Source organism: Pseudomonas sp. BP8, assembly GCF_017875955.1.
In the GTDB taxonomy this organism is placed as follows: domain Bacteria; phylum Pseudomonadota; class Gammaproteobacteria; order Pseudomonadales; family Pseudomonadaceae; genus Aquipseudomonas.
In genome coordinates, this window is the sequence record NZ_JAGINK010000001.1 from 1,160,420 (window position 1) to 1,179,048 (window position 18,629).

Annotated in this window: 15 protein-coding genes and 2 tRNA genes; 11 read left to right on the top strand and 6 right to left on the bottom strand. The window is 60.6% G+C overall.

The features are described 5' to 3' along the window. The first annotated feature begins 13 nt into the window (after nt 1–13). Both J3B00_RS05015 and J3B00_RS05020 read left to right on the top strand, forming a co-directional pair. The gene (locus J3B00_RS05015) at nt 14–838 is read left to right on the top strand and encodes a Slam-dependent surface lipoprotein (RefSeq protein WP_209864904.1); all 825 of its coding nucleotides are present in this window, start codon (nt 14–16) and stop codon (nt 836–838) included. A gap of 74 nt (nt 839–912) precedes the next feature. After that, entirely contained in the window at nt 913–2,406 is a 1,494-nt protein-coding gene (locus J3B00_RS05020; RefSeq protein WP_209864907.1) for a porin family protein, read from the top strand. A gap of 107 nt (nt 2,407–2,513) precedes the next feature. Here the strand turns inward: J3B00_RS05020 and J3B00_RS05025 are convergent. Further along, nucleotides 2,514–2,600: transfer RNA gene (locus tag J3B00_RS05025), tRNA-Leu, on the bottom strand. Nucleotides 2,601–2,680: 80 nt separating this feature from the next. Next, nucleotides 2,681–2,767 (bottom strand) — tRNA-Leu (locus J3B00_RS05030). A 271-nt stretch (nt 2,768–3,038) separates the two neighbouring features. Between J3B00_RS05030 and rnr the strand changes: the two genes are divergently transcribed. The 7 genes from rnr to dnaB all read left to right on the top strand — a co-directional run bounded on the left by rnr (nt 3,039) and on the right by dnaB (nt 10,277). Continuing rightward, on the top strand, nt 3,039–5,645 hold the full coding sequence (gene rnr / locus J3B00_RS05035; RefSeq protein WP_209864909.1) for a ribonuclease R: 2,607 nt from the start codon (nt 3,039–3,041) through the stop codon (nt 5,643–5,645). Continuing rightward, complete coding sequence (rlmB, locus tag J3B00_RS05040; RefSeq protein ID WP_209864911.1) at nt 5,642–6,388, top strand: 23S rRNA (guanosine(2251)-2'-O)-methyltransferase RlmB; 747 nt, start codon at nt 5,642–5,644, stop codon at nt 6,386–6,388. Before rnr ends, rlmB begins: the two co-directional genes overlap by 4 nt. A gap of 303 nt (nt 6,389–6,691) precedes the next feature. Then, nucleotides 6,692–7,117, top strand: coding sequence for a 30S ribosomal protein S6 (gene rpsF / locus J3B00_RS05045; protein WP_209864913.1), 426 nt, complete (start codon nt 6,692–6,694; stop codon nt 7,115–7,117). A gap of 28 nt (nt 7,118–7,145) precedes the next feature. Next, nucleotides 7,146–7,376, top strand: coding sequence for a 30S ribosomal protein S18 (rpsR, locus tag J3B00_RS05050; protein WP_003249563.1), 231 nt, complete (start codon nt 7,146–7,148; stop codon nt 7,374–7,376). Between the two features lie 33 nt (nt 7,377–7,409). Continuing rightward, nucleotides 7,410–8,300 (top strand): hypothetical protein, encoded by an 891-nt coding sequence (locus J3B00_RS05055; RefSeq protein ID WP_209864915.1) that lies wholly within the window; start codon nt 7,410–7,412, stop codon nt 8,298–8,300. Nucleotides 8,301–8,320: 20 nt separating this feature from the next. Further along, the gene (gene rplI / locus J3B00_RS05060) at nt 8,321–8,767 is read left to right on the top strand and encodes a 50S ribosomal protein L9 (RefSeq protein ID WP_119146281.1); all 447 of its coding nucleotides are present in this window, start codon (nt 8,321–8,323) and stop codon (nt 8,765–8,767) included. 112 nt (nt 8,768–8,879) lie between these two features. Next, nucleotides 8,880–10,277, top strand: a complete 1,398-nt coding sequence (gene dnaB, locus J3B00_RS05065; RefSeq protein WP_209864918.1) for a replicative DNA helicase — start codon at nt 8,880–8,882, stop codon at nt 10,275–10,277. Nucleotides 10,278–10,343: 66 nt separating this feature from the next. Here dnaB and J3B00_RS05070 read toward each other — a convergent pair whose 3' ends face one another. Then, complete coding sequence (locus J3B00_RS05070; RefSeq protein WP_209864921.1) at nt 10,344–11,963, bottom strand: ABC transporter ATP-binding protein; 1,620 nt, start codon at nt 11,961–11,963, stop codon at nt 10,344–10,346. Between the two features lie 575 nt (nt 11,964–12,538). On the opposite strand from J3B00_RS05070, the gene J3B00_RS05075 reads away from it, so the two are divergent. Further along, nucleotides 12,539–14,836 carry a YgiQ family radical SAM protein gene (locus J3B00_RS05075; RefSeq protein WP_209864924.1) on the top strand — a complete coding sequence of 766 codons (2,298 nt, stop codon included), beginning with the start codon at nt 12,539–12,541 and terminating at the stop codon, nt 14,834–14,836. Nucleotides 14,837–14,981: 145 nt separating this feature from the next. Here J3B00_RS05075 and J3B00_RS05080 read toward each other — a convergent pair whose 3' ends face one another. Then, nucleotides 14,982–15,569, bottom strand: a complete 588-nt coding sequence (locus J3B00_RS05080) for a TIGR00730 family Rossman fold protein (RefSeq protein WP_209864927.1) — start codon at nt 15,567–15,569, stop codon at nt 14,982–14,984. 346 nt (nt 15,570–15,915) lie between these two features. Here J3B00_RS05080 and azu point away from each other — a divergent pair, with 346 nt between their 5' ends. After that, nucleotides 15,916–16,365 carry an azurin gene (azu, locus tag J3B00_RS05085; RefSeq protein ID WP_209864930.1) on the top strand — a complete coding sequence of 150 codons (450 nt, stop codon included), beginning with the start codon at nt 15,916–15,918 and terminating at the stop codon, nt 16,363–16,365. Between the two features lie 135 nt (nt 16,366–16,500). Here the strand turns inward: azu and nadE are convergent, their stop codons facing one another. Both nadE and pncB read right to left on the bottom strand, forming a co-directional pair. Then, a complete protein-coding gene (gene nadE, locus J3B00_RS05090) occupies nt 16,501–17,328 on the bottom strand; it encodes an ammonia-dependent NAD(+) synthetase (protein ID WP_209864933.1) in 828 nt (275 codons plus the stop codon). A 3-nt stretch (nt 17,329–17,331) separates the two neighbouring features. Beyond that, on the bottom strand, nt 17,332–18,537 hold the full coding sequence (gene pncB / locus J3B00_RS05095) for a nicotinate phosphoribosyltransferase (protein ID WP_209864936.1): 1,206 nt from the start codon (nt 18,535–18,537) through the stop codon (nt 17,332–17,334). Between the last annotated feature and the right edge of the window lie 92 nt (nt 18,538–18,629).

Consider the following 18,629-nt stretch of genomic DNA (forward strand, 5'->3'; position numbering starts at 1 on the left):
TAAGGAGATTGTTGTGAAGAAACTTTTTGTGATGGCTGCATTGACGCTGGTAACTTCCGGCGCGCTCGCCGCACCCGTTAGTGGCGGTTCTTCGTCGGCTTTTGTCGTGGCTAAGGCATCGAATATGATGGCTGTCGGTACGGCAGGCATTGCGATGCCTACCGTTGCGGGTGGCAATGTCAATAGTGCATCAGTTGTCAGTTTCAAAGCGGGTCCGATTGCTCAGACCAATGCGCTTCTGAGTGGTTATGGCACGACCTCGGCACTCATCGTCAACCCCTTGAATAACGTCACCACTTCCCAAACCTGGAAGAATCAGGTTGCCTATAACACCGAAGTATTTGCCTATCGCCAGATTGCGGCGCCGTCTCCGGGTTACCCACAGTTCGGCGGTGAAGTCATCGCCAAGGTATCGGGCTCCGAGGTGTACTTCGGTGAGTGGTCGCCTGCCAAGACCGGCACCCAGCCGACCAACAGCACTGACCTGAACCTGTCGCACGCCAACCGTACGGTCTGGTTCGTTGGTGAGAACCCGACTACCAGCATGCCGACCCTGGTCAACGCCAAGTACAACGTCGTGGGCATCAATCAGTACAACCCAGGTACCGCCGCAGGCGTGACCAGTGGCGTGCTGACCGCCAACTACGGCAGCGGCTCCGGCACCCTGGCCGGTACCGTGGGTTCGATCAACTTCGCGGGCACCACCATTGCGGCCAACGGTTCGTTCGCTCGGAGCAGCCAGATCAAAGGCCAGTTCTACGGCAACAGCGCCGAGGCCTTGGCGGGTATCTACACCGCTGGCACCACCAAAGTCGCCTTCGGCGGCGCCAAGCAGTAACACACCCGTGAAACGGAGGCGGGCGCTTCGGCTCCCCCTTCCCACATATTCCTTTCTGTCCCGGACCGATCACCATGTTGCCGTCCCTGCGGGTGCGCGTCGCCCTGCTGTGTGTCTCGACCCTGTTCTCCACCGCGCTGCTGGCCGACGATGACGATACCCGTCTGCTGCTGAACAAGATTGACCGCAGCGCCGAGGCGCGTGAGCGGGCCAACCTGGGGGCGCCGGACCCGGCCGAGAACGACGCTTCGCTGATTAGCATCGAGGGGCAGACGTACAACGTGCAGAACACCCTGGAAGATCTCGGGCCGGCCATCTATGTCTCGATCAACCTGCAGCAGTGGGGCAAGGTGCGCCAGTTTGTCGAGCGCTACCGGCAACTGCCCGGGTATGAGCAGGCCTTGGTGGAAATGGCCGAAGGCCTGATCGATCGCCAGCAGCGCAAGTACAAGCAGGCCATCGCCCACCTGCGCCGCGCCGATGAGCTGCAGCCCGGCTTCGTTCGGGCGCGGCTGGAACTGGCGCGGACCCTGTTCGAAGACAACCAGACCCGCGAGGCCGAAACGCTGTTCGGCGAGGTCGCCAGTGCTGAAGTCCCCGAGCAGGTGCTCGGTGTGCTCGGTGAATACCGCAAGGCCATCGACACCCGTCGCGAGTGGCATGGGTCGGCCTCGTTGGGTTTTGGTTACAACAGCAACATCAACCAGGGTAACGGCATGATCACCACGACCCAGGTGTGCACGATCTTCTCCGAGTGCTTCGACTATTCGCGGCAGATGCCCAAGCCAATCAAGTCCTCCAGTGTGGTCTACGACGTCGCCGCGGAGCGCCGCTTGCAGATCGCCGGCAATCACCATGTGCTGGTGCGGGGCCTGACTTACGGCAACACCTACGACAAGCACAGTGACGAAGACCAGACCGAGACCTGGTATGACGACAACACCAGCGTGGTCTACGCCGGGTACAACTATCAGAGCGCCTTGAACGATGTGTCGCTGACGCCGCTGTTCGAAAACTACTACAGCGACCACCACACCAAGTACCAGGCCAGCGGTGTGCGTGGCGAGTGGAAGCACAATCTGACCAACCGGCTGCAGATCAGCGTGCAGTTGCAGGACAAGCATTTTCGCTTTCAGGGCGAGCAACGTGAATATTTCGACGATTACGACGAGCGGCAGGTCGGCACGTCGCTGTCTTATCTGCTCGATCCGCGCACCTTGGTATTCGGTGGGGTGACTTATACCCGGCGCAGCCAGGAGGCCGACACCGCGAGCAATCGCGAATACCTGGCCAGCCTGGGGGCGTACCACAGCTTTGATGTGGGCGTGAACCTGAGCGTGATCGGCCTGTATCGCAAGACCCAGTACGATGAGGCGGATGCGTTTCTCGGGGGGCTGCGCAAGGATCGGCAGCAGATCTACATTGCCAGCCTGAGCGTGCCGCGCTTTGCCGTCGCCGGCGTGGTGCCGAGCCTGTATGCCAAGCGCACGGTGACCGATAGCAGCATCGACTGGGCGTATGCGTACCATCAGACCGAGGTGGCGCTGAAGTTCGAGAAGAGTTTCTGAGGGGGAGTTGGCCGAACCGGCCTCTTCGCGGGGCACCCCACAATAGGGCAGGGCAACAAAAAACGCAGGCAAGAAAAAACCCACTAGCAAGCTAGTGGGTTTTTATTTGGTGCCCAGGAGAAGACTCGAACTTCCACGATCTTGCGATCACTGATACCTGAAACCAGCGCGTCTACCAATTCCGCCACCTGGGCAAAGCTTTACATCTACAGCGTACTGCGATGAATCTCTTGCTGAGTGACAGACAGACCTGCTATCTATCGCTCTAAATATTTGGTGCCCAGGAGAAGACTCGAACTTCCACGACCTTGCGGTCACTGATACCTGAAACCAGCGCGTCTACCAATTCCGCCACCTGGGCACACATTGTCGAAATCACTTGATGCTTTACAACATCGTTCATCTCAACTACAACGTCGGTGTCCGTCGTTGTGGTGCGCACTATACGGATGCCCCTGGGGGCTGTAAACCCCCAGCATCAAAAAAAATTCAAAAAACTCAACCCGTTGATTCCACAGGCCTTCCAATGCGAACAAGACCCTCAGACGGGGGCTGTCCAAGGCCGACATTTCCGGTTTCAATACGCCTATGCCAAACTTCTACTCTATATACCCCAAGGTGAACCCCTTCTGATGGCCGATTGGCAATCCCTCGATCCCGAGGCCGCTCGCGAAGCGGACAAATACGATAATCCTATTCCCAGCCGTGAGCTGATCCTGCAGCGCCTTGCCGACCGAGGCGAGCCCGCGGCGCGCGAGCAGCTGGCGGCAGAGTTCGGTCTGCACGAGGAAGAGCAGATCGAAGCCCTGCGCCGCCGCCTGCGCGCCATGGAGCGCGACGGTCAGCTGATCTATACCCGGCGCGGCACCTATGCCCCGGTAGACAAGCTTGACCTGATCTGTGGTCGCGTCTCGGGCCACCGCGATGGCTTCGGCTTCCTCATCCCCGATGATGGCAGCGACGACCTGTTCCTCAGCCCGTCGCAGATGCGCCTGGCCTTCGACGGTGACCGTGCCTTGGCACGCGTTTCCGGTACCGACCGCCGTGGCCGCCGCGAAGGCGTGCTGGTCGAGATCATCTCGCGTGCCCACGAAAGCGTGGTCGGTCGCTACTTTGAAGAAGGCGGCATCGGCTATGTGACCCCCGACAACCCGAAGATCCAGCAGGAAGTGCTGGTCACCGCGGGGCGTAACGGCGGCGCCAAGATCGGTCAGTTCGTCGAGATCAAGATCACCCACTGGCCCACGCCGCGCTTCCAGGCGCAAGGTGATGTGGTCGAAGTGATCGGCAACTACATGGCCCCGGGCATGGAAATCGACGTTGCCCTGCGCAGCTACGACATCCCCCACGTGTGGCCGCAGGAAGTGGTCAAGGAAGCGCGCAAGTTCCGCTCCGAAGTCGAAGAGAAGGACAAAGAGAAGCGCATCGACCTGCGCCATCTGCCGTTCGTCACTATCGACGGCGAAGATGCCCGCGACTTCGACGACGCCGTTTATTGCGAGCCGCAAGGCAAGCTGCGACTGTTCTCTGGCGGCTGGCGCCTGTACGTGGCGATCGCCGACGTATCCAGCTACGTGCGCCTGGGTTCGGCCCTCGACATCGAAGCGCAGCAGCGCGGCAACTCGGTGTACTTCCCGGAGCGGGTAATACCGATGCTTCCGGAAGAACTGTCGAACGGCCTGTGCTCGCTGAACCCGCACGTCGATCGCTTGGCCATGGTCTGCGAAATGACCATCAACAAGTCTGGCCAGATGGTCGACTACCAGTTCTATGAGGCAGTCATCCACTCGCACGCACGCCTGACCTACAACAAGGTCAGCAGCATGCTCGAGCACTCCCGTACCCGCGAAGGCAAGGCCTTGCGCGAGGAGTACAGTGAAGTCCTGCCAGACCTCAAGCACCTGTACGCGCTGTACAAGGTATTGCTGGCGGCCCGTCATACCCGTGGCGCGATCGACTTCGAGACCCAGGAAACCCGGATCATCTTCGGCGAAAATCGCAAGATCGACGAAATTCGTCCGACCGTGCGCAACGAAGCCCACAAGCTGATCGAAGAGTGCATGCTGGCGGCTAACGTTGCCACTGCCGAGTTCATGCGCAAACACCACGTGCCTTCGCTGTACCGTGTGCACGATGGTCCGCCGCCGGAGCGTCTGGAAAAACTGCGCGCCTTCCTCGGCGAACTGGGTCTGTCCCTGCACAAGGGCAAAGAGCCGTCGCCGAAGGATTACCAGGCGCTGCTGGCGAGCATTGCCGGCCGTCCGGACTTCCACCTGATCCAGACCGTCATGCTGCGCTCGCTGAGCCAGGCGGTGTACAGCACCGACAACAACGGCCACTTCGGCCTGAACTACGAGGCTTACACCCACTTCACCTCGCCGATCCGTCGCTACCCCGACCTGCTGGTGCACCGCGCCATTCGCAGCGTGATCCGTTCCAAGGTAGAAACCCCGCACGTCAAGCGCGCGGGCGCCATGAGCATTCCCAAGGCGCGCATCTACCCGTACGACGAGACCACCCTGGAGCAGATGGGCGAGCAGTGCTCGATGACCGAGCGCCGTGCCGATGAAGCTACGCGCGACGTGGTCAACTGGCTCAAGTGCGAGTACATGAAGGATCGCGTTGGCGAGATCTTCCCGGGTGTGATCACTGCGGTGACCGGCTTCGGCCTGTTTGTCGAGCTGACCGACATCTACGTCGAAGGCCTGGTGCACGTAAGTGCGCTGCCGGGTGACTACTACCACTTCGACGCGGTGCACCACCGTCTGTCGGGCGAGCGCAGCGGGCGTAACTTCCGTCTGGGCGACACGATTGAAGTCAAGGTCATGCGGGTCGACCTCGACGAGCGCAAGATCGACTTCGAAGTGTCGGACAAGAGCGCCACGGCTGCCGTCGGTCGCAAGCGCGGCGCTGTCGATGGCCCTGCTGCAGGCGCGGGCGCGGGTAAATCCAAGCCGGTCGAGCAGCGTGAAGCCAAGGTCGAAGCCAAGATCGACCCGGCGCCACGCCGGCGCAAGAGCGAAGCCGCTGATGCGTACTTCCCCAAGGACGCCGTGCAGCGTAACGCCGAAGTGCGCAAGAGCCGCGAGATGAAGAAGGCGCTGATGGGCGAGGCGCGTAACGCCCCGGCCGCCAGCAAGCCGAGCAAGGGCAGCAAGTCGTCCTCCGGCAAACCGACCAAGCACCGCAAGGGGCCGCCGAAGTCGGGCGCGCCAAGCAAGAGCAAGAGCAAGTCATGAGTCAGCTGGAAAAAATCTACGGCGTGCATGCCGTGCAGGGCCTGTTGCAGCATCACCCCAAGCGGGTCAAGCAGATCTGGCTGTCCGAAGGGCGCAGCGAACCGCGTGTCCAGGCGCTGCTGGCACTGGCCGCGGAAAACCGCGTGCCGGTCGGCCAGGCCGAACGGCGTGAGATGGACGCCTGGGTCGAAGGCGTTCACCAGGGCGTGGTGGCGGAGGTCAGCCCGAGCCAGGTGTGGGGCGAGCTGATGCTCGAGGAGTTGCTCGAGCGCACCGAAACCCCGCCGCTGATTCTGGTCCTGGACGGTGTCACCGACCCGCATAACCTCGGCGCCTGCCTGCGCACCGCCGATGCTGCCGGTGCCACCGCAGTGGTGGTTCCGAAGGACAAGTCGGCCACCCTCACGCCCGTCGTGCGCAAGGTTGCCTGCGGCGCCGCCGAGGTGATCCCGCTGGTGGCCGTGACCAACCTGGCGCGCACGCTGGAAAAACTGCAGAAGCGTGGCTTGTGGGTCGTCGGTACTGCTGGCGAGGCCGAGCAGGAAATCTACCAACAGGACCTGACCGGGCCGATCGTGATGATCATGGGCGCCGAAGGCAAAGGCATGCGTCGCCTGACCCGTGACCATTGCGACTTCTTGGTGAAGTTGCCGATGGGCGGTAGCGTCAGCAGCCTTAACGTGTCGGTCGCCACCGGCGTGTGCCTGTTCGAGGCCGTGCGCCAGCGTCAGCTCAAGCGCTGATGGGTGGTCTGAACAGGCCTCTTCGCGGGTCAAGCCCGCTCCTGCGGGGATCACACTGAACCCTGTAGGAGCGGGCCTGACCCGCGAAGAGGCTAGCCCAGGCGCTGCGATCGATGGATATGTTTCCGGCTGTTCAAATAATCGCCAATCACCTTGCTTGTGCGTTCGGCCTTCTCTACAATTGCGCCCCTTGCCCAGCAGGCAGGCGCGCATGTGCCTTCTGCACAAGGCAAGTCATACAGTGTCATTCACTCCTTGTCTGACCAGATTTCCTGGCAGACTACTAACCCGTAAGGAGCATTCATGCGTCATTACGAAATCATCTTCCTGGTCCACCCGGATCAGAGCGAGCAAGTCGGCGGCATGGTTGAGCGTTACACCAAGCTGATCGAAGAAGATGGTGGCAAAATCCACCGCCTGGAAGATTGGGGCCGTCGTCAACTGGCCTACGCAATCAACAATGTTCACAAGGCTCACTACGTGATGCTGAACGTTGAGTGCACCGGCAAGGCCCTGGCCGAGCTGGAAGACAACTTCCGCTACAACGATGCCGTGATCCGTAACCTGGTCATCCGTCGCGACGAAGCCGTCACCGGCCCGTCCGAGATGCTCAAGGCAGAAGAGAACCGCAGCGAGCGCCGTGAGCGTCGTGACCGTCCTGAATCTGCTGATGGCGCCGAAGGCGACGACAGCAATGACAGCGACAACAGCGATAACGCTGACGAGTAATCCACGGACCTTTTGAGGAGCCTATTACATGGCACGTTTCTTCCGTCGTCGTAAATTCTGCCGCTTCACTGCTGAAGACGTGAAAGAGATCGACTTCAAAGATCTCAACACCCTGAAAGCTTACGTATCCGAAACCGGCAAGATCGTTCCAAGCCGTATCACCGGTACCAAAGCTCGTTATCAGCGTCAGCTGGCTACCGCTATCAAGCGCGCCCGCTTCCTGGCCCTGCTGCCCTACACCGACAGCCACGGCCGCTGAGACCGGGTTTTCGACAAGTAGCAAGGGATAAGCATGCGAGCGTTAGCTGATTTCATCATGCGCGGTCGCGTGCAGGCCACCGTAGTGGTGGCCGGTTGTGCGGCATTGCCGCTGTTGTTCTGGTTGTGTGCCGCCGCTGGGAGCCTGGTGTTCCTGCGGCGCGGTTTCAAGGACGCTTCCTCGGTCATCGTATGGGGTGTTTTACCTGCGTTGGCCTGGTGGGTCTTCGGCGAGCCGCGCACCTTGATGGTGCTGCTGGGTACGCTGGGGCTGGCTGCGCTATTGCGCGCCGGGCATTCCTGGAACCGGGTGCTGCTTGCCAGCATCGCGCTGGGCCTGTTGTACGGTGTGATCCTTGGTTCGGTGTTCCGTGAACCGATTGAAGCTCTGGCGCGAGCGCTTGAAAAAGCCCTGCCGCAGATGCTCGACGGTCTCTACCAGCAGTTATCGGTAGAGGAACAGGGACGCCTCGGGGCGCTCATCGTACCTGTGCTCAACGGCCTGATTGCAGCACTGCTGCAGGTTGTCAGTGTGTTGTCCCTGATGTTGGGGCGCTACTGGCAGGCCTCGTTGTACAACCCCGGAGGTTTCGGCCGCGAGTTTCAAGCGGTGCGGATTCCTCGGTTGCCAGCGCTGCTGCTGCTGGTGTGCATGGTGTTCGGTCCGAACTTCGGTTCTGCCCTGGCACTGCTCACGCCGCTATGCAGCGTACCGCTCATGTTCGCCGGGCTTGCCCTGCTGCACGGGCTGGTGGCACAGAAACGACTGGGCAAGTTTTGGCTGGTCGGGTTGTACGTCACGCTGGTCCTGTTCATGCAACTGATCTATCCGTTGCTCGTGGTTTTGGCCATTGTCGATAGCCTGATTGATTTTCGCGGTCGCAAGTCGCCTCAGGGTGATGATTCCGCGAACGGTGAAGGTTAAAAGTTAAGAGGTTTTACCAAATGGAACTGATCCTGCTGGAAAAAGTCGCTAACCTGGGCAACCTGGGCGACAAAGTTAAAGTTAAAGCCGGTTACGGCCGTAACTTCCTGCTGCCATTCGGCAAGGCCACCGTTGCCAACGCCGCCAACCTGGCTGCGTTCGAAGAACGTCGCGCCGAGCTGGAAAAGGCTGCTGCCGACAAGAAAACTTCGGCTGAAAGCCGTGCTGCCCAACTGGCCGAGCTGGAAGTGACCATCACTGCCACCGCTGGCGACGAAGGCAAGCTGTTCGGTTCGATCGGCACCCACGACATCGCTGACGCCCTGACCGCCTCCGGCGTTGAAGTGGCTAAAGCTGAAGTTCGTCTGCCGAACGGCACCATCCGTAACGTTGGCGAATACGACGTAGCCGTGCACCTGCACAGCGACGTTGAAGCCACCGTACGTGTGGTCGTCGTCGCAGCCTAAGCTGCAGCAATCGGCTGGCTCCTTGTGAGCTAGGCGGTTAACATCGGGCACGGCTCTGCCTTTCGCAGACCGTGCCCTTTGTTTTTCTCCTCTCCCAGAATTCTTTGTGGACATGAACGAGATCACCAATCCCGAACAACTCGACCTGCAAACCGCCGCGCTGAAGGTGCCGCCACATTCCATCGAGGCCGAACAGGCCGTGCTCGGTGGTCTGATGCTGGACAACGAAGCCTGGGAGCGGGTGCTGGACCAGGTGTCGGATGGTGACTTCTATCGCCATGACCACCGCTTGATCTTCCGCGCGGTCCATAAGCTGGTCGATCTCAACCAGCCGTTCGACGTGGTTACCCTGCACGAACAGCTGGACCGCGAAGGCCTGTCTACCCAGGTCGGCGGCTTGGCCTACCTGGCCGAGCTGGCCAAGAACACCCCGTCGGTTGCCAACATCAAGGCCTACGCGGCGATCATTCGCGAGCGCGCCACGCTGCGCCAGCTGATCAGCATCAGCACCGACATCGCCGACAACGCGTTCAACCCGCAGGGCCGCAACGCCGCAGAGATCCTCGACGATGCCGAGCGGCAGATCTTCCAGATCGCCGAGGCGCGGCCCAAGACCGGCGGCCCGGTGGGGGTCAACGAGCTGTTGACCAAAGCCATCGACCGTATCGACACGCTGTTCAACTCCGACAGCGACATTACCGGTATCTCCACCGGCTACACCGACCTCGACGGCAAGACCAGCGGCCTGCAGGCGGCCGACCTGATCATCGTTGCCGGCCGTCCATCGATGGGTAAGACCACCTTCGCCATGAACCTGGTGGAGAACGCCGTGTTGCGCAGCGACAAGGCGGTACTGGTGTTCTCCCTCGAGATGCCAGGCGAATCGTTGATCATGCGTATGCTCTCGTCGCTTGGCCGTATCGATCAGACCAAGGTCCGTTCTGGTCAGCTCGACGACGACGACTGGCCGCGCCTGACCTCCGCAGTCAACCTGCTCAACGACCGCAAGCTGTTCATCGACGATACCGCCGGCATCAGCCCTTCGGAGATGCGTGCGCGCACCCGCCGTCTGGCGCGTGAGCACGGCGAGATCGGCATGATCATGGTCGACTACTTGCAGCTGATGCAGATCCCCGGTTCCAGCGGCGATAACCGCACCAACGAAATCTCCGAGATTTCCCGATCGCTCAAGGCCCTGGCGAAAGAGTTCAACTGCCCGGTAATTGCCCTGTCGCAGCTCAACCGCTCGCTGGAACAACGCCCGAACAAGCGCCCGGTCAACTCCGACTTGCGTGAATCCGGTGCAATCGAGCAGGACGCCGACGTCATCATGTTCGTCTACCGGGACGAGGTGTACCACCCGGAGACAGAGCACAAAGGTGTGGCCGAAATCATCATCGGCAAGCAGCGTAACGGCCCGATCGGGTTTGTCCGCCTGGCGTTCATCGGCAAGTACACCCGCTTCGAAAACCTGGCGCCGGGTGCGTACAACTTCGACGACGACGAATGATTGTGTCGTTCGCTCAAAGTCGCTTGGTGTGGCGCTGCCGAGCCTTTTGGTTTGAAGGAATGTAGGTCAGCTACCGATAGGCGTCTCAATGGCCACGATCTCTCCTCCTTTCAGGCGGATGATCCGGTCAAATCGTTGCAACGCGTCCTGATCGTGAGTGACACAGACAAGACTGTGCCCCCCGAGGGACTCGAATAACAAATCCCAAGCCTTGCCGGCCAGCGGGCCGTCAAGGCCGCTTGTGGGTTCGTCGAACAGGTTGTACGCCCCTGGTTGGTTCAGTAATCGCATCAGTGAAAGTCGCTTAGCCTCACCTCCAGAGACGCTGTCGCCTCTCCCATCCAATTCTCGTAGATACCACTCGCTTTCCAAGCCAAGACGATTGAGCCAGGACTGGACTTCAGTTCTGTCGTGGTCGTGATCAAAAAGGACTGCACGGGCAAAAGTGCCGGGAATGAAACGTGCCCCCTGCGGGCACAATCGAATTTTTTGAAACTGACTGGAAGCATCCATTTCCTCAACGCATCTGCCGTCGATGTGTAGGTGTTGTCTTATTGTATGGAGAGTGCCGGCAAGTGCATGTAACAGCGTTGATTTTCCTGCGCCGCTAGGGCCAACGATAGCTACCCGCTCACCCGGGAAAATGGTCAGCGCCTCGCTGAGCAGCAAGCGTACTTCAGTGCCCTCGTTCAAACTGCATGGATGAAGGCTGAGGCTGGCCGGCGCCTCGTTCGGAGCGCCTTTTGCCGAAGAGGCGCAAGCAAAGTCGGGTAAACGTAGCCACTGCTCGAGTTTTCGCTTGTCGACGCGAAACTGGTCAAGCATGCGCCAGGCTTCGGCAAGCTGAGCAATTCCGCCCAAAAGGCCGCCGGTCAAGGTGAACAGTGCGACCAGTTCGCCAAGACTGAGTGACGGCGTTGCGCTGGCTTGATCCAGCATTCCCCAGGCTAGCGTCCCACCACTGCCAAGCCCGATAAACAGCGTTTTCAGCGCCTGTACCCAGCCACCAGATGTCGCTACGCAGACTGCTGCATCGGCATACTGCACAAGAGTCTGATTGACCGGTCGCATGGCGGCCGCTTCGGCGCGTTCAAGCTTGATCACTGTAGCGCTTGCGAAGGTATCGACCCATTGTTCAGCCAACTCATCCTCCCTCGCATTGACCGCTTCTATGTGAGGTCGACGCCAGCGCACCAAAGCGCTGTTGCTTAGAAGATAAAGCATGCTAACCACCGCCAGCCCGATTAGCACCGGGCCCGCGCCGAAATAGATGAATACACCGGCCAGCACTGCAGCTTCTGCAAGAATTGGCCAGGCAGAACCAATCAGAAATCCCAGCCAGCGCTCTTGCGCAGTTATTCCGCGATCCAAGACTTTGACCAGAACTCCCCCATGCAGCTGCCCGAACGCCTCGAAGCGTTTTTCCAACAAGTTCCTGCACCAGTTGATCGAAAGATGGCGAACCCGATCTTGGATGAGTCGGGCCAGGCACCAGGCTTGAAGGGGCATAAGCAGCGCCTGGCTAGCCATCAAGCAAAGGAATATGACCAGTAGCGTGGATGACGATGGGCTTGAGTTTGAGAGACTGTCGATGATGTCTGCCAGCACCAATGCTGGTATCACCATGGCAACCTTGAGAAGCAGCGTGGTGCCTAGTGCAACGACAAGGCTTCTGATCGTCGACATTTGTTCTCTCAAACCTTTGCGAAGGGCGCTTTGTGGCACGACGGGCACTACCGAACGCATCAGGTGAAAACGTTGGAGATCTGGCATGTAAGCCAGAATCAAGCATGCCAAGCCCGGCTCACTTAATAGGATTCCATAGAAGAATATGCGGTGATTAACGCAGGTACTTTGTAGCACTGCGGATTAGTTGGCCTCAATAATGAGGCGGCTAGACCAGGAGATTGTATTTGTAGGAAAGCTCTTCGGAGGCAGGAGGATGCATCTCAGGATTAATCGTTTTGGCGTGTTCCCTCCGTGTTTTCACTTGTTATTTCATATAGTTGAGCACTGAAATGGGGGGAGGGGGGATAACATTTAGTGACCACTTGGTAACGGTACTGTGCCCATAGGGTTGATCAGATGCTGATGAAAACCATTTTCCTCTTCGTGCCTTCGCACGCTGATGGCGGATTCTCCCATCGTCTCTGTGCCGGATGCGCTCAGGCAAAATCCGACCATTACCGTCGGATGTGATCAAAATTTGTGCTATATTCCGCGCCCGCGATTTCCCTGCACACCAAGAACCGGTCACTGACATGCAAGCAGCCAAACCACTCTACGACTATCCCAAGTACTGGGCCGAATGCTTCGGGCCAGCGCCTTTCCTGCCAATGAGCAGGGAGGAGATGGATCAGCTCGGCTGGGATTCCTGCGACATCATCATCGTGACCGGGGATGCCTACGTCGACCATCCGTCGTTCGGCATGGCCATCATCGGCCGCCTGCTCGAAGCCCAGGGCTTCCGCGTGGGCATCATCGCCCAGCCGAACTGGCAGTCCAAAGACGACTTCATGAAGCTCGGCGAGCCGAACCTGTTCTTCGGTGTCGCTGCCGGCAACATGGACTCGATGATCAACCGCTACACCGCCGACAAGAAAGTTCGCTCCGACGACGCCTACACCCCCGGTGGCCTGGCCGGTAGCCGTCCTGACCGCGCCAGCCTGGTCTACAGCCAGCGCTGCAAGGAAGCCTACAAGCACGTGCCGATCGTGCTCGGTGGCATCGAGGCGTCGCTGCGCCGGATTGCTCACTACGATTACTGGCAGGACAAGGTCCGCCATTCGATCCTGATCGACGCCTGCGCCGACATTCTGCTGTTCGGTAACGCCGAACGAGCCGTGGTCGAGGTTGCCCAGCGGCTGTCCAGCGGCGAGACCATCGAGCAGATCACCGATGTGCGCGGCACTGCGTTTGTTCGTCGTGACACGCCCAAGGGCTGGTTTGAACTGGACTCTACCCGGATCGACCGTCCGGGCAGGGTCGACAAGATCATCAACCCGTATGTGAACACCCAGGACACTCAGGCCTGCGCCATCGAGCAGGCCAAGGGCGATGCTGAAGACCCCAACGAAGCCAAGGTGGTGCAGATCCTCGACAGCCCGGGCATGACCCGCGACAAGACCGTGCTGCGCCTGCCATCGTTCGAGAAGGTGCGTAACGACCCGGTCCTGTATGCCCATGCCAACCGCGTGCTGCACCTGGAAACCAACCCGGGCAACGCCCGCGCGCTGGTGCAGAAGCATGGCGAAGTGGATGTCTGGTTCAATCCGCCGCCCATTCCGATGACCACCGAGGAAATGGACTACGTGTTCGGCATGCCCTACGCCCGTGTGCCGCACCCGGCGTATGGCAAGGAGCGCATCCCGGCCTACGAGATGATCCGTTTCTCGGTCAACATCATGCGTGGCTGCTTTGGTGGCTGCACCTTCTGCTCGATCACCGAGCACGAAGGGCGGATCATCCAGAACCGTTCGCACGAGTCGATCCTGCACGAGATCGAAGAGATGCGTGACAAGGTGCCGGGCTTCACCGGGGTGGTTTCCGACCTCGGCGGGCCGACCGCCAACATGTACCGCATCGCCTGCAAGAGCACCGAGATCGAGAAACACTGCCGCAAGCCGTCGTGCGTGTTCCCGGGTATCTGCGAGAACCTCAACACTGACCACACTTCGCTGATCGAGCTGTACCGCAAGGCCCGCGCCTTGCCGGGGGTGAAGAAGATCCTGATCGCCTCGGGCCTGCGCTATGACCTCGCGGTGGAGTCGCCGGAGTACGTCAAGGAACTGGTCACCCACCACGTCGGCGGTTACCTGAAGATTGCCCCGGAGCACACCGAGCGTGGCCCGCTGGACAAGATGATGAAGCCGGGCATCGGTAGCTACGACCGCTTCAAGCGCATGTTCGAGAAGTATTCGAAGGAGGCGGGCAAGGAGCAGTACCTGATCCCGTACTTCATCGCCGCGCACCCGGGCACTACCGACGAAGACATGATGAACCTGGCGCTGTGGCTCAAGGGCAACGGCTTCCGTGCGGACCAGGTACAGGCGTTCTACCCGTCGCCGATGGCTTCGGCCACGGCCATGTACCACTCGGGCAAGAACCCGCTGCGCAAGGTCACCTACAAGAGCGAAGGCGTCGATATCGTCAAGAGCGACGAGCAGCGCCGGTTGCACAAGGCGTTCTTGCGTTATCACGATCCGAAGGGCTGGCCGATGCTGCGTGAAGCCCTGGAGCGGATGGGCCGTGCCGATTTGATCGGCCCGGGCAAGCACCAGCTGATTCCGCTGCACCAGCCGCAGACTGACAGCTACCAGAGCGCCCGACGCAAGAACTCGACGCCGAGCGGCAGCCACAAGGTGGGCAAGGAACAGAAGATCCTCACTCAGCACTCCGGGTTGCCACCGCGCGCCAGTGACGGCAGCAAGCCGTGGGACAAGCGCGAGAAGGCCAAGGCTGAGGCGTTTGCGCGTAACCAGCAGGCGGCCAAGGAGCGTAAGGAAGCGGCCAAGGGCGGCGGCAAGAAGAAGCCGCGTCAGCCAGCGGTTCCGCGTTGATCTGAAGGTTGATGGGGCCGCTTTGCGGCCCTTTCGCGACACAAGGCCGCTCCCACAAGGTCAGCGCCGCCTTCGAGGCGTGCAACGTACCTGTGGGAGCGGCCTTGTGTCGCGAAAGGCCCGCGCAGCGGGCCCTGATGCACGGTCAGTCAGGCGCGCGATCGACCCACTTGGGCACCACCGGCGCGACGAATTCATCCATCCCGTCCAGCAACGCATCCGCCTGCTGCCCGAGCAACAGCATCGCCCGGTGCTGCGGTCGCACAAAACCTTCTTCGACGATATGGTCGAGGAACCCGCCCAGCTTGGTATAGAAGCCGTTTACATCGAGCAGTCCCAGCGGCTTGGCGTGGTAGCCCAGTTGCCCCCAGGTCCACACCTCGAACAACTCCTCAAGCGTCCCCAGGCCACCCGGCAGGGCGATAAAGGCATCGCTGAGCTCGGCCATGCGGGCTTTGCGTGCGTGCATGCCGTCGACCACTTCCAGGCGGGTCAGGCCACTGTGGCCGACTTCGGCGTCGACCAGGCTCTGCGGGATGATCCCGATCACCTCACCACCAGCGGCCATGGCGGCGTCGGCAACCGTGCCCATCAGGCCCACCGCACCACCGCCATAAACCAACGTCAGGCCGCGGCGGGCGATGGCCTGGCCGAGGGCGACCGCAGCTTCGCGGTAGGCGGGGTTGCTGCCAATGCTGGCACCACAGAAGACACAAACGGAACGTACAGGCATTGCTTCTCTCCCTTCACAGAGGTGCAAGGGTAAGGCGCCAGGCGTCCGCTTCCAAGGCCTGCGTTCACTCGGGGCGGGAGAACTCACAGGCGGCGCCGGTCGCGCCATGGGCGTAAGCGGCCAAGAGGCTGTTCAGCAAGCTACCAAGGGACATATCAATTGCTCCAATTGTGAGGTTGTCTCATCGTCCAGTAAGAGGGCATGATGTGCACTTAGATTGGTTGTATACAATCCATAGAACAAATTTACTGGCTGGCCACTGAACACCCCTTGATGCATATCAGGGACGCCCGTTCCGGTTTCAGGCAGTCTCGCAATTGATAAAACCCTGCCAAGGAGATTCACGATGTTTGCGAAAGCTGTAGCGGTATCCCTGCTGACCCTCGCCAGTGCCTCTGTCTTTGCCGCCGAATGCTCGGTGACGGTCGAGTCGACTGACCAGATGTCCTACACCAGCAAGGAATTCACGGTCGACAAAAGCTGCAAGGAATTCACCGTCAAGCTGACCCATACCGGCAACCTGCCGAAGAACGTCATGGGCCATAACCTGGTGATCAGCAAGACGGCCGACATGCAGGCCATTGCCACTGAAGGCATGACCCAGGGCATTGACAAGGGTTACCTGAAGGCGGACAACGCCAACATCATTGCGCACACCGCGATGATTGGCGCGCCAGAGAAAGAAACCGAGGTGAAGTTCGATACCTCGAAACTGGAAGCTGGCGGTGACTACAGCTTCTTCTGCACCTTCCCGGGCCACATCTCGATGATGAAAGGCAAGGTTGTCGTCAAGTAACGACTGCCTGAGCATGGGGGAGGGCTTTGCCCTCCAATCGCGACACAAGGCCGCTCCCACATACCGGCGTATTGCGCTGGACTTGTGGGAGCGGCCTTGTGTCGCGAAAGGGCCGCAGCGCGGCCCCAGAAGCCATCAAGGCGCGAACGGCAGTTCGCGCTTGTGCTGGGTCTTGCGGTAGGTGCTGACGATGATGTCGAACGCTTCCTGGCTCACCGGCTGGCCATGCAGGAACGCATCGATCTGCTGGTAGGTCACGCCATGTGACGCTTCATCCGGCTTGCCCGGCGCGAGGTCTTCCAGGTCCGCCGTCGGTACTTTTTCCACCAGCGCCTCGGCCGCGCCAAAGCTACGGGCAATGGCCCGCACCTGGTGCTTCACCAGGCCGCTCAACGGCGCCAGATCACATGCGCCATCACCAAATTTGGTAAAGAAGCCCATCACCGCTTCGGCCGCATGGTCAGTGCCGATGACCAGCCCGCCGCGCGCGCCGGCAATGGTGTACTGGGCGACCATGCGCATGCGCGCCTTGGTGTTGCCGACGACAAAGTCGACCAGGGTCGGCGAGGCGCCTTCCAGGGTTTTCACCTCGCCTGCCAAGGCACGTACGGCGGGGGCGATGTCGACGGTGTGTACTTCATCGGCCTTGATCACGTCCAGGCACGCCTGGGCGTCATGCTCGTCGTGCTGCACCTGGTACGGCAGGCGCACGGCAATGAAGCGGTAGGCGCTGTCGCCGCTGTCGGCGCGCAGCTCGTTGATCGCGCGCTGGGCGAGCAGGGCGGCCGTCAACGAGTCGACGCCACCACTGATGCCCAGGACCAGGGTCTTGAGCCGGGCATTGGCCAGGCAATCCTTGATGAAGGCCACGCGCCGGGCAACTTCGGCCTCGAGCGCGGCAGCGTCGGCAAATGGCGGCTGCACCTTGAGCTGCTGCGCGATCTCTTGCTGGACGGCTTGCATGGGTTACTCCTTGTGGGGGACTTTGAATACGTGGCGCAGGTAAGTGACGAAGTTTTCGTCGCGGCATTGGGTCTTGGCGGCCTCGTCGGAGATCTTCGCCACCGGCGAGCCGTTGCAGTCGGTCATTTTAAGCACGATGCTCATCGGCGCCACCCCGGGCAGGTCGCAGGTCAGGTTGGTGCCAATGCCGAAGCTGACGTTGATGCGGCCACGCAGGGCACGGAAGATCTCCAGCGCGCGGGGCAGGTTGAGGCCATCGGAAAACACCAGGGTCTTGGTCATCGGGTCGATGCCCAGTTGCTGATAGTGCGCGATGGCTTTTTCTGCCCAGGCTACCGGTTCGCCGGAGTCGTGGCGCAAACCATCAAACAGCTTGGCGAAGTACAGGTCGAAATCGTTGAGGAAGGCATCCATGGTGATGCAGTCGGTCAAGGCGATACCGAGCAGCCCGCGGTACTCACGGACCCAGCAATCGAGTGCGGCGATCTGGCTGTCGATCAGCCGCGGACCGAGTTGCTGGTGCGCCATGATCCACTCGTGGGCCATGGTGCCCAGTGGCTTGATATCCAGTTTCCATGCCAGGTCGACATTGCTGGTACCGACGAAGCGCCCCGGGAAGTCGTCGCGCAGGACCCGCACCACTTCTTCCTGGACGCGGCTGGAGAAGCGCCGCCGGGTGCCGAAATCGGCGACCTGCAGCTCGGCCAGTTCGTCGTCGCTGGCGTGCGCGCGGAGCCAGTCGAACTTGCGGTAGAGCTGGTCGCTGGCATCGCTCAGGCGCATGCGCGGGTGCAGGTGGCGGTTGCGCACCTCGCTGATGATCGCCAGCAGGGGGACCTCGAACAGGATCACATGCAGCCAGGGACCCCGCAGGCGCAGGCACAACTGATCGTTCTCGATGCCCAGTTGCAGGTAGCGCAGGTTGAAGCGGAACAGGCGCAGAAAGCGCAGGAAGTCCGGCTTGAGGAAGCTGATGCGTTCCAGAAAGGCCAGCTGGCCATCATCGAGGGTGAGCTCGCTGAGCAATTCTATCTGTTTGCGAATCTCGCCCAGATAAGGCCGCAGGTCCTCGCCGTTACGGCAGCGAAACTCCCACTCGACGTCGGCGTCCGGGTAGTTGTGCAGCACCGCCTGCATCATGGTCAGCTTGTAGAAGTCGGTGTCGAGCAGGTTGTGCACGATGCGCTCGGCGAATGCGCTCTCGCTCATGTAAAGCTCCAGGTCAGCGGCGCTCGCTGAAACGGCGCAAGCGCGCGGGGGTGGCGGTTATTGTGCCAGTGTTTTTCGGGGGAGTGTCAGTT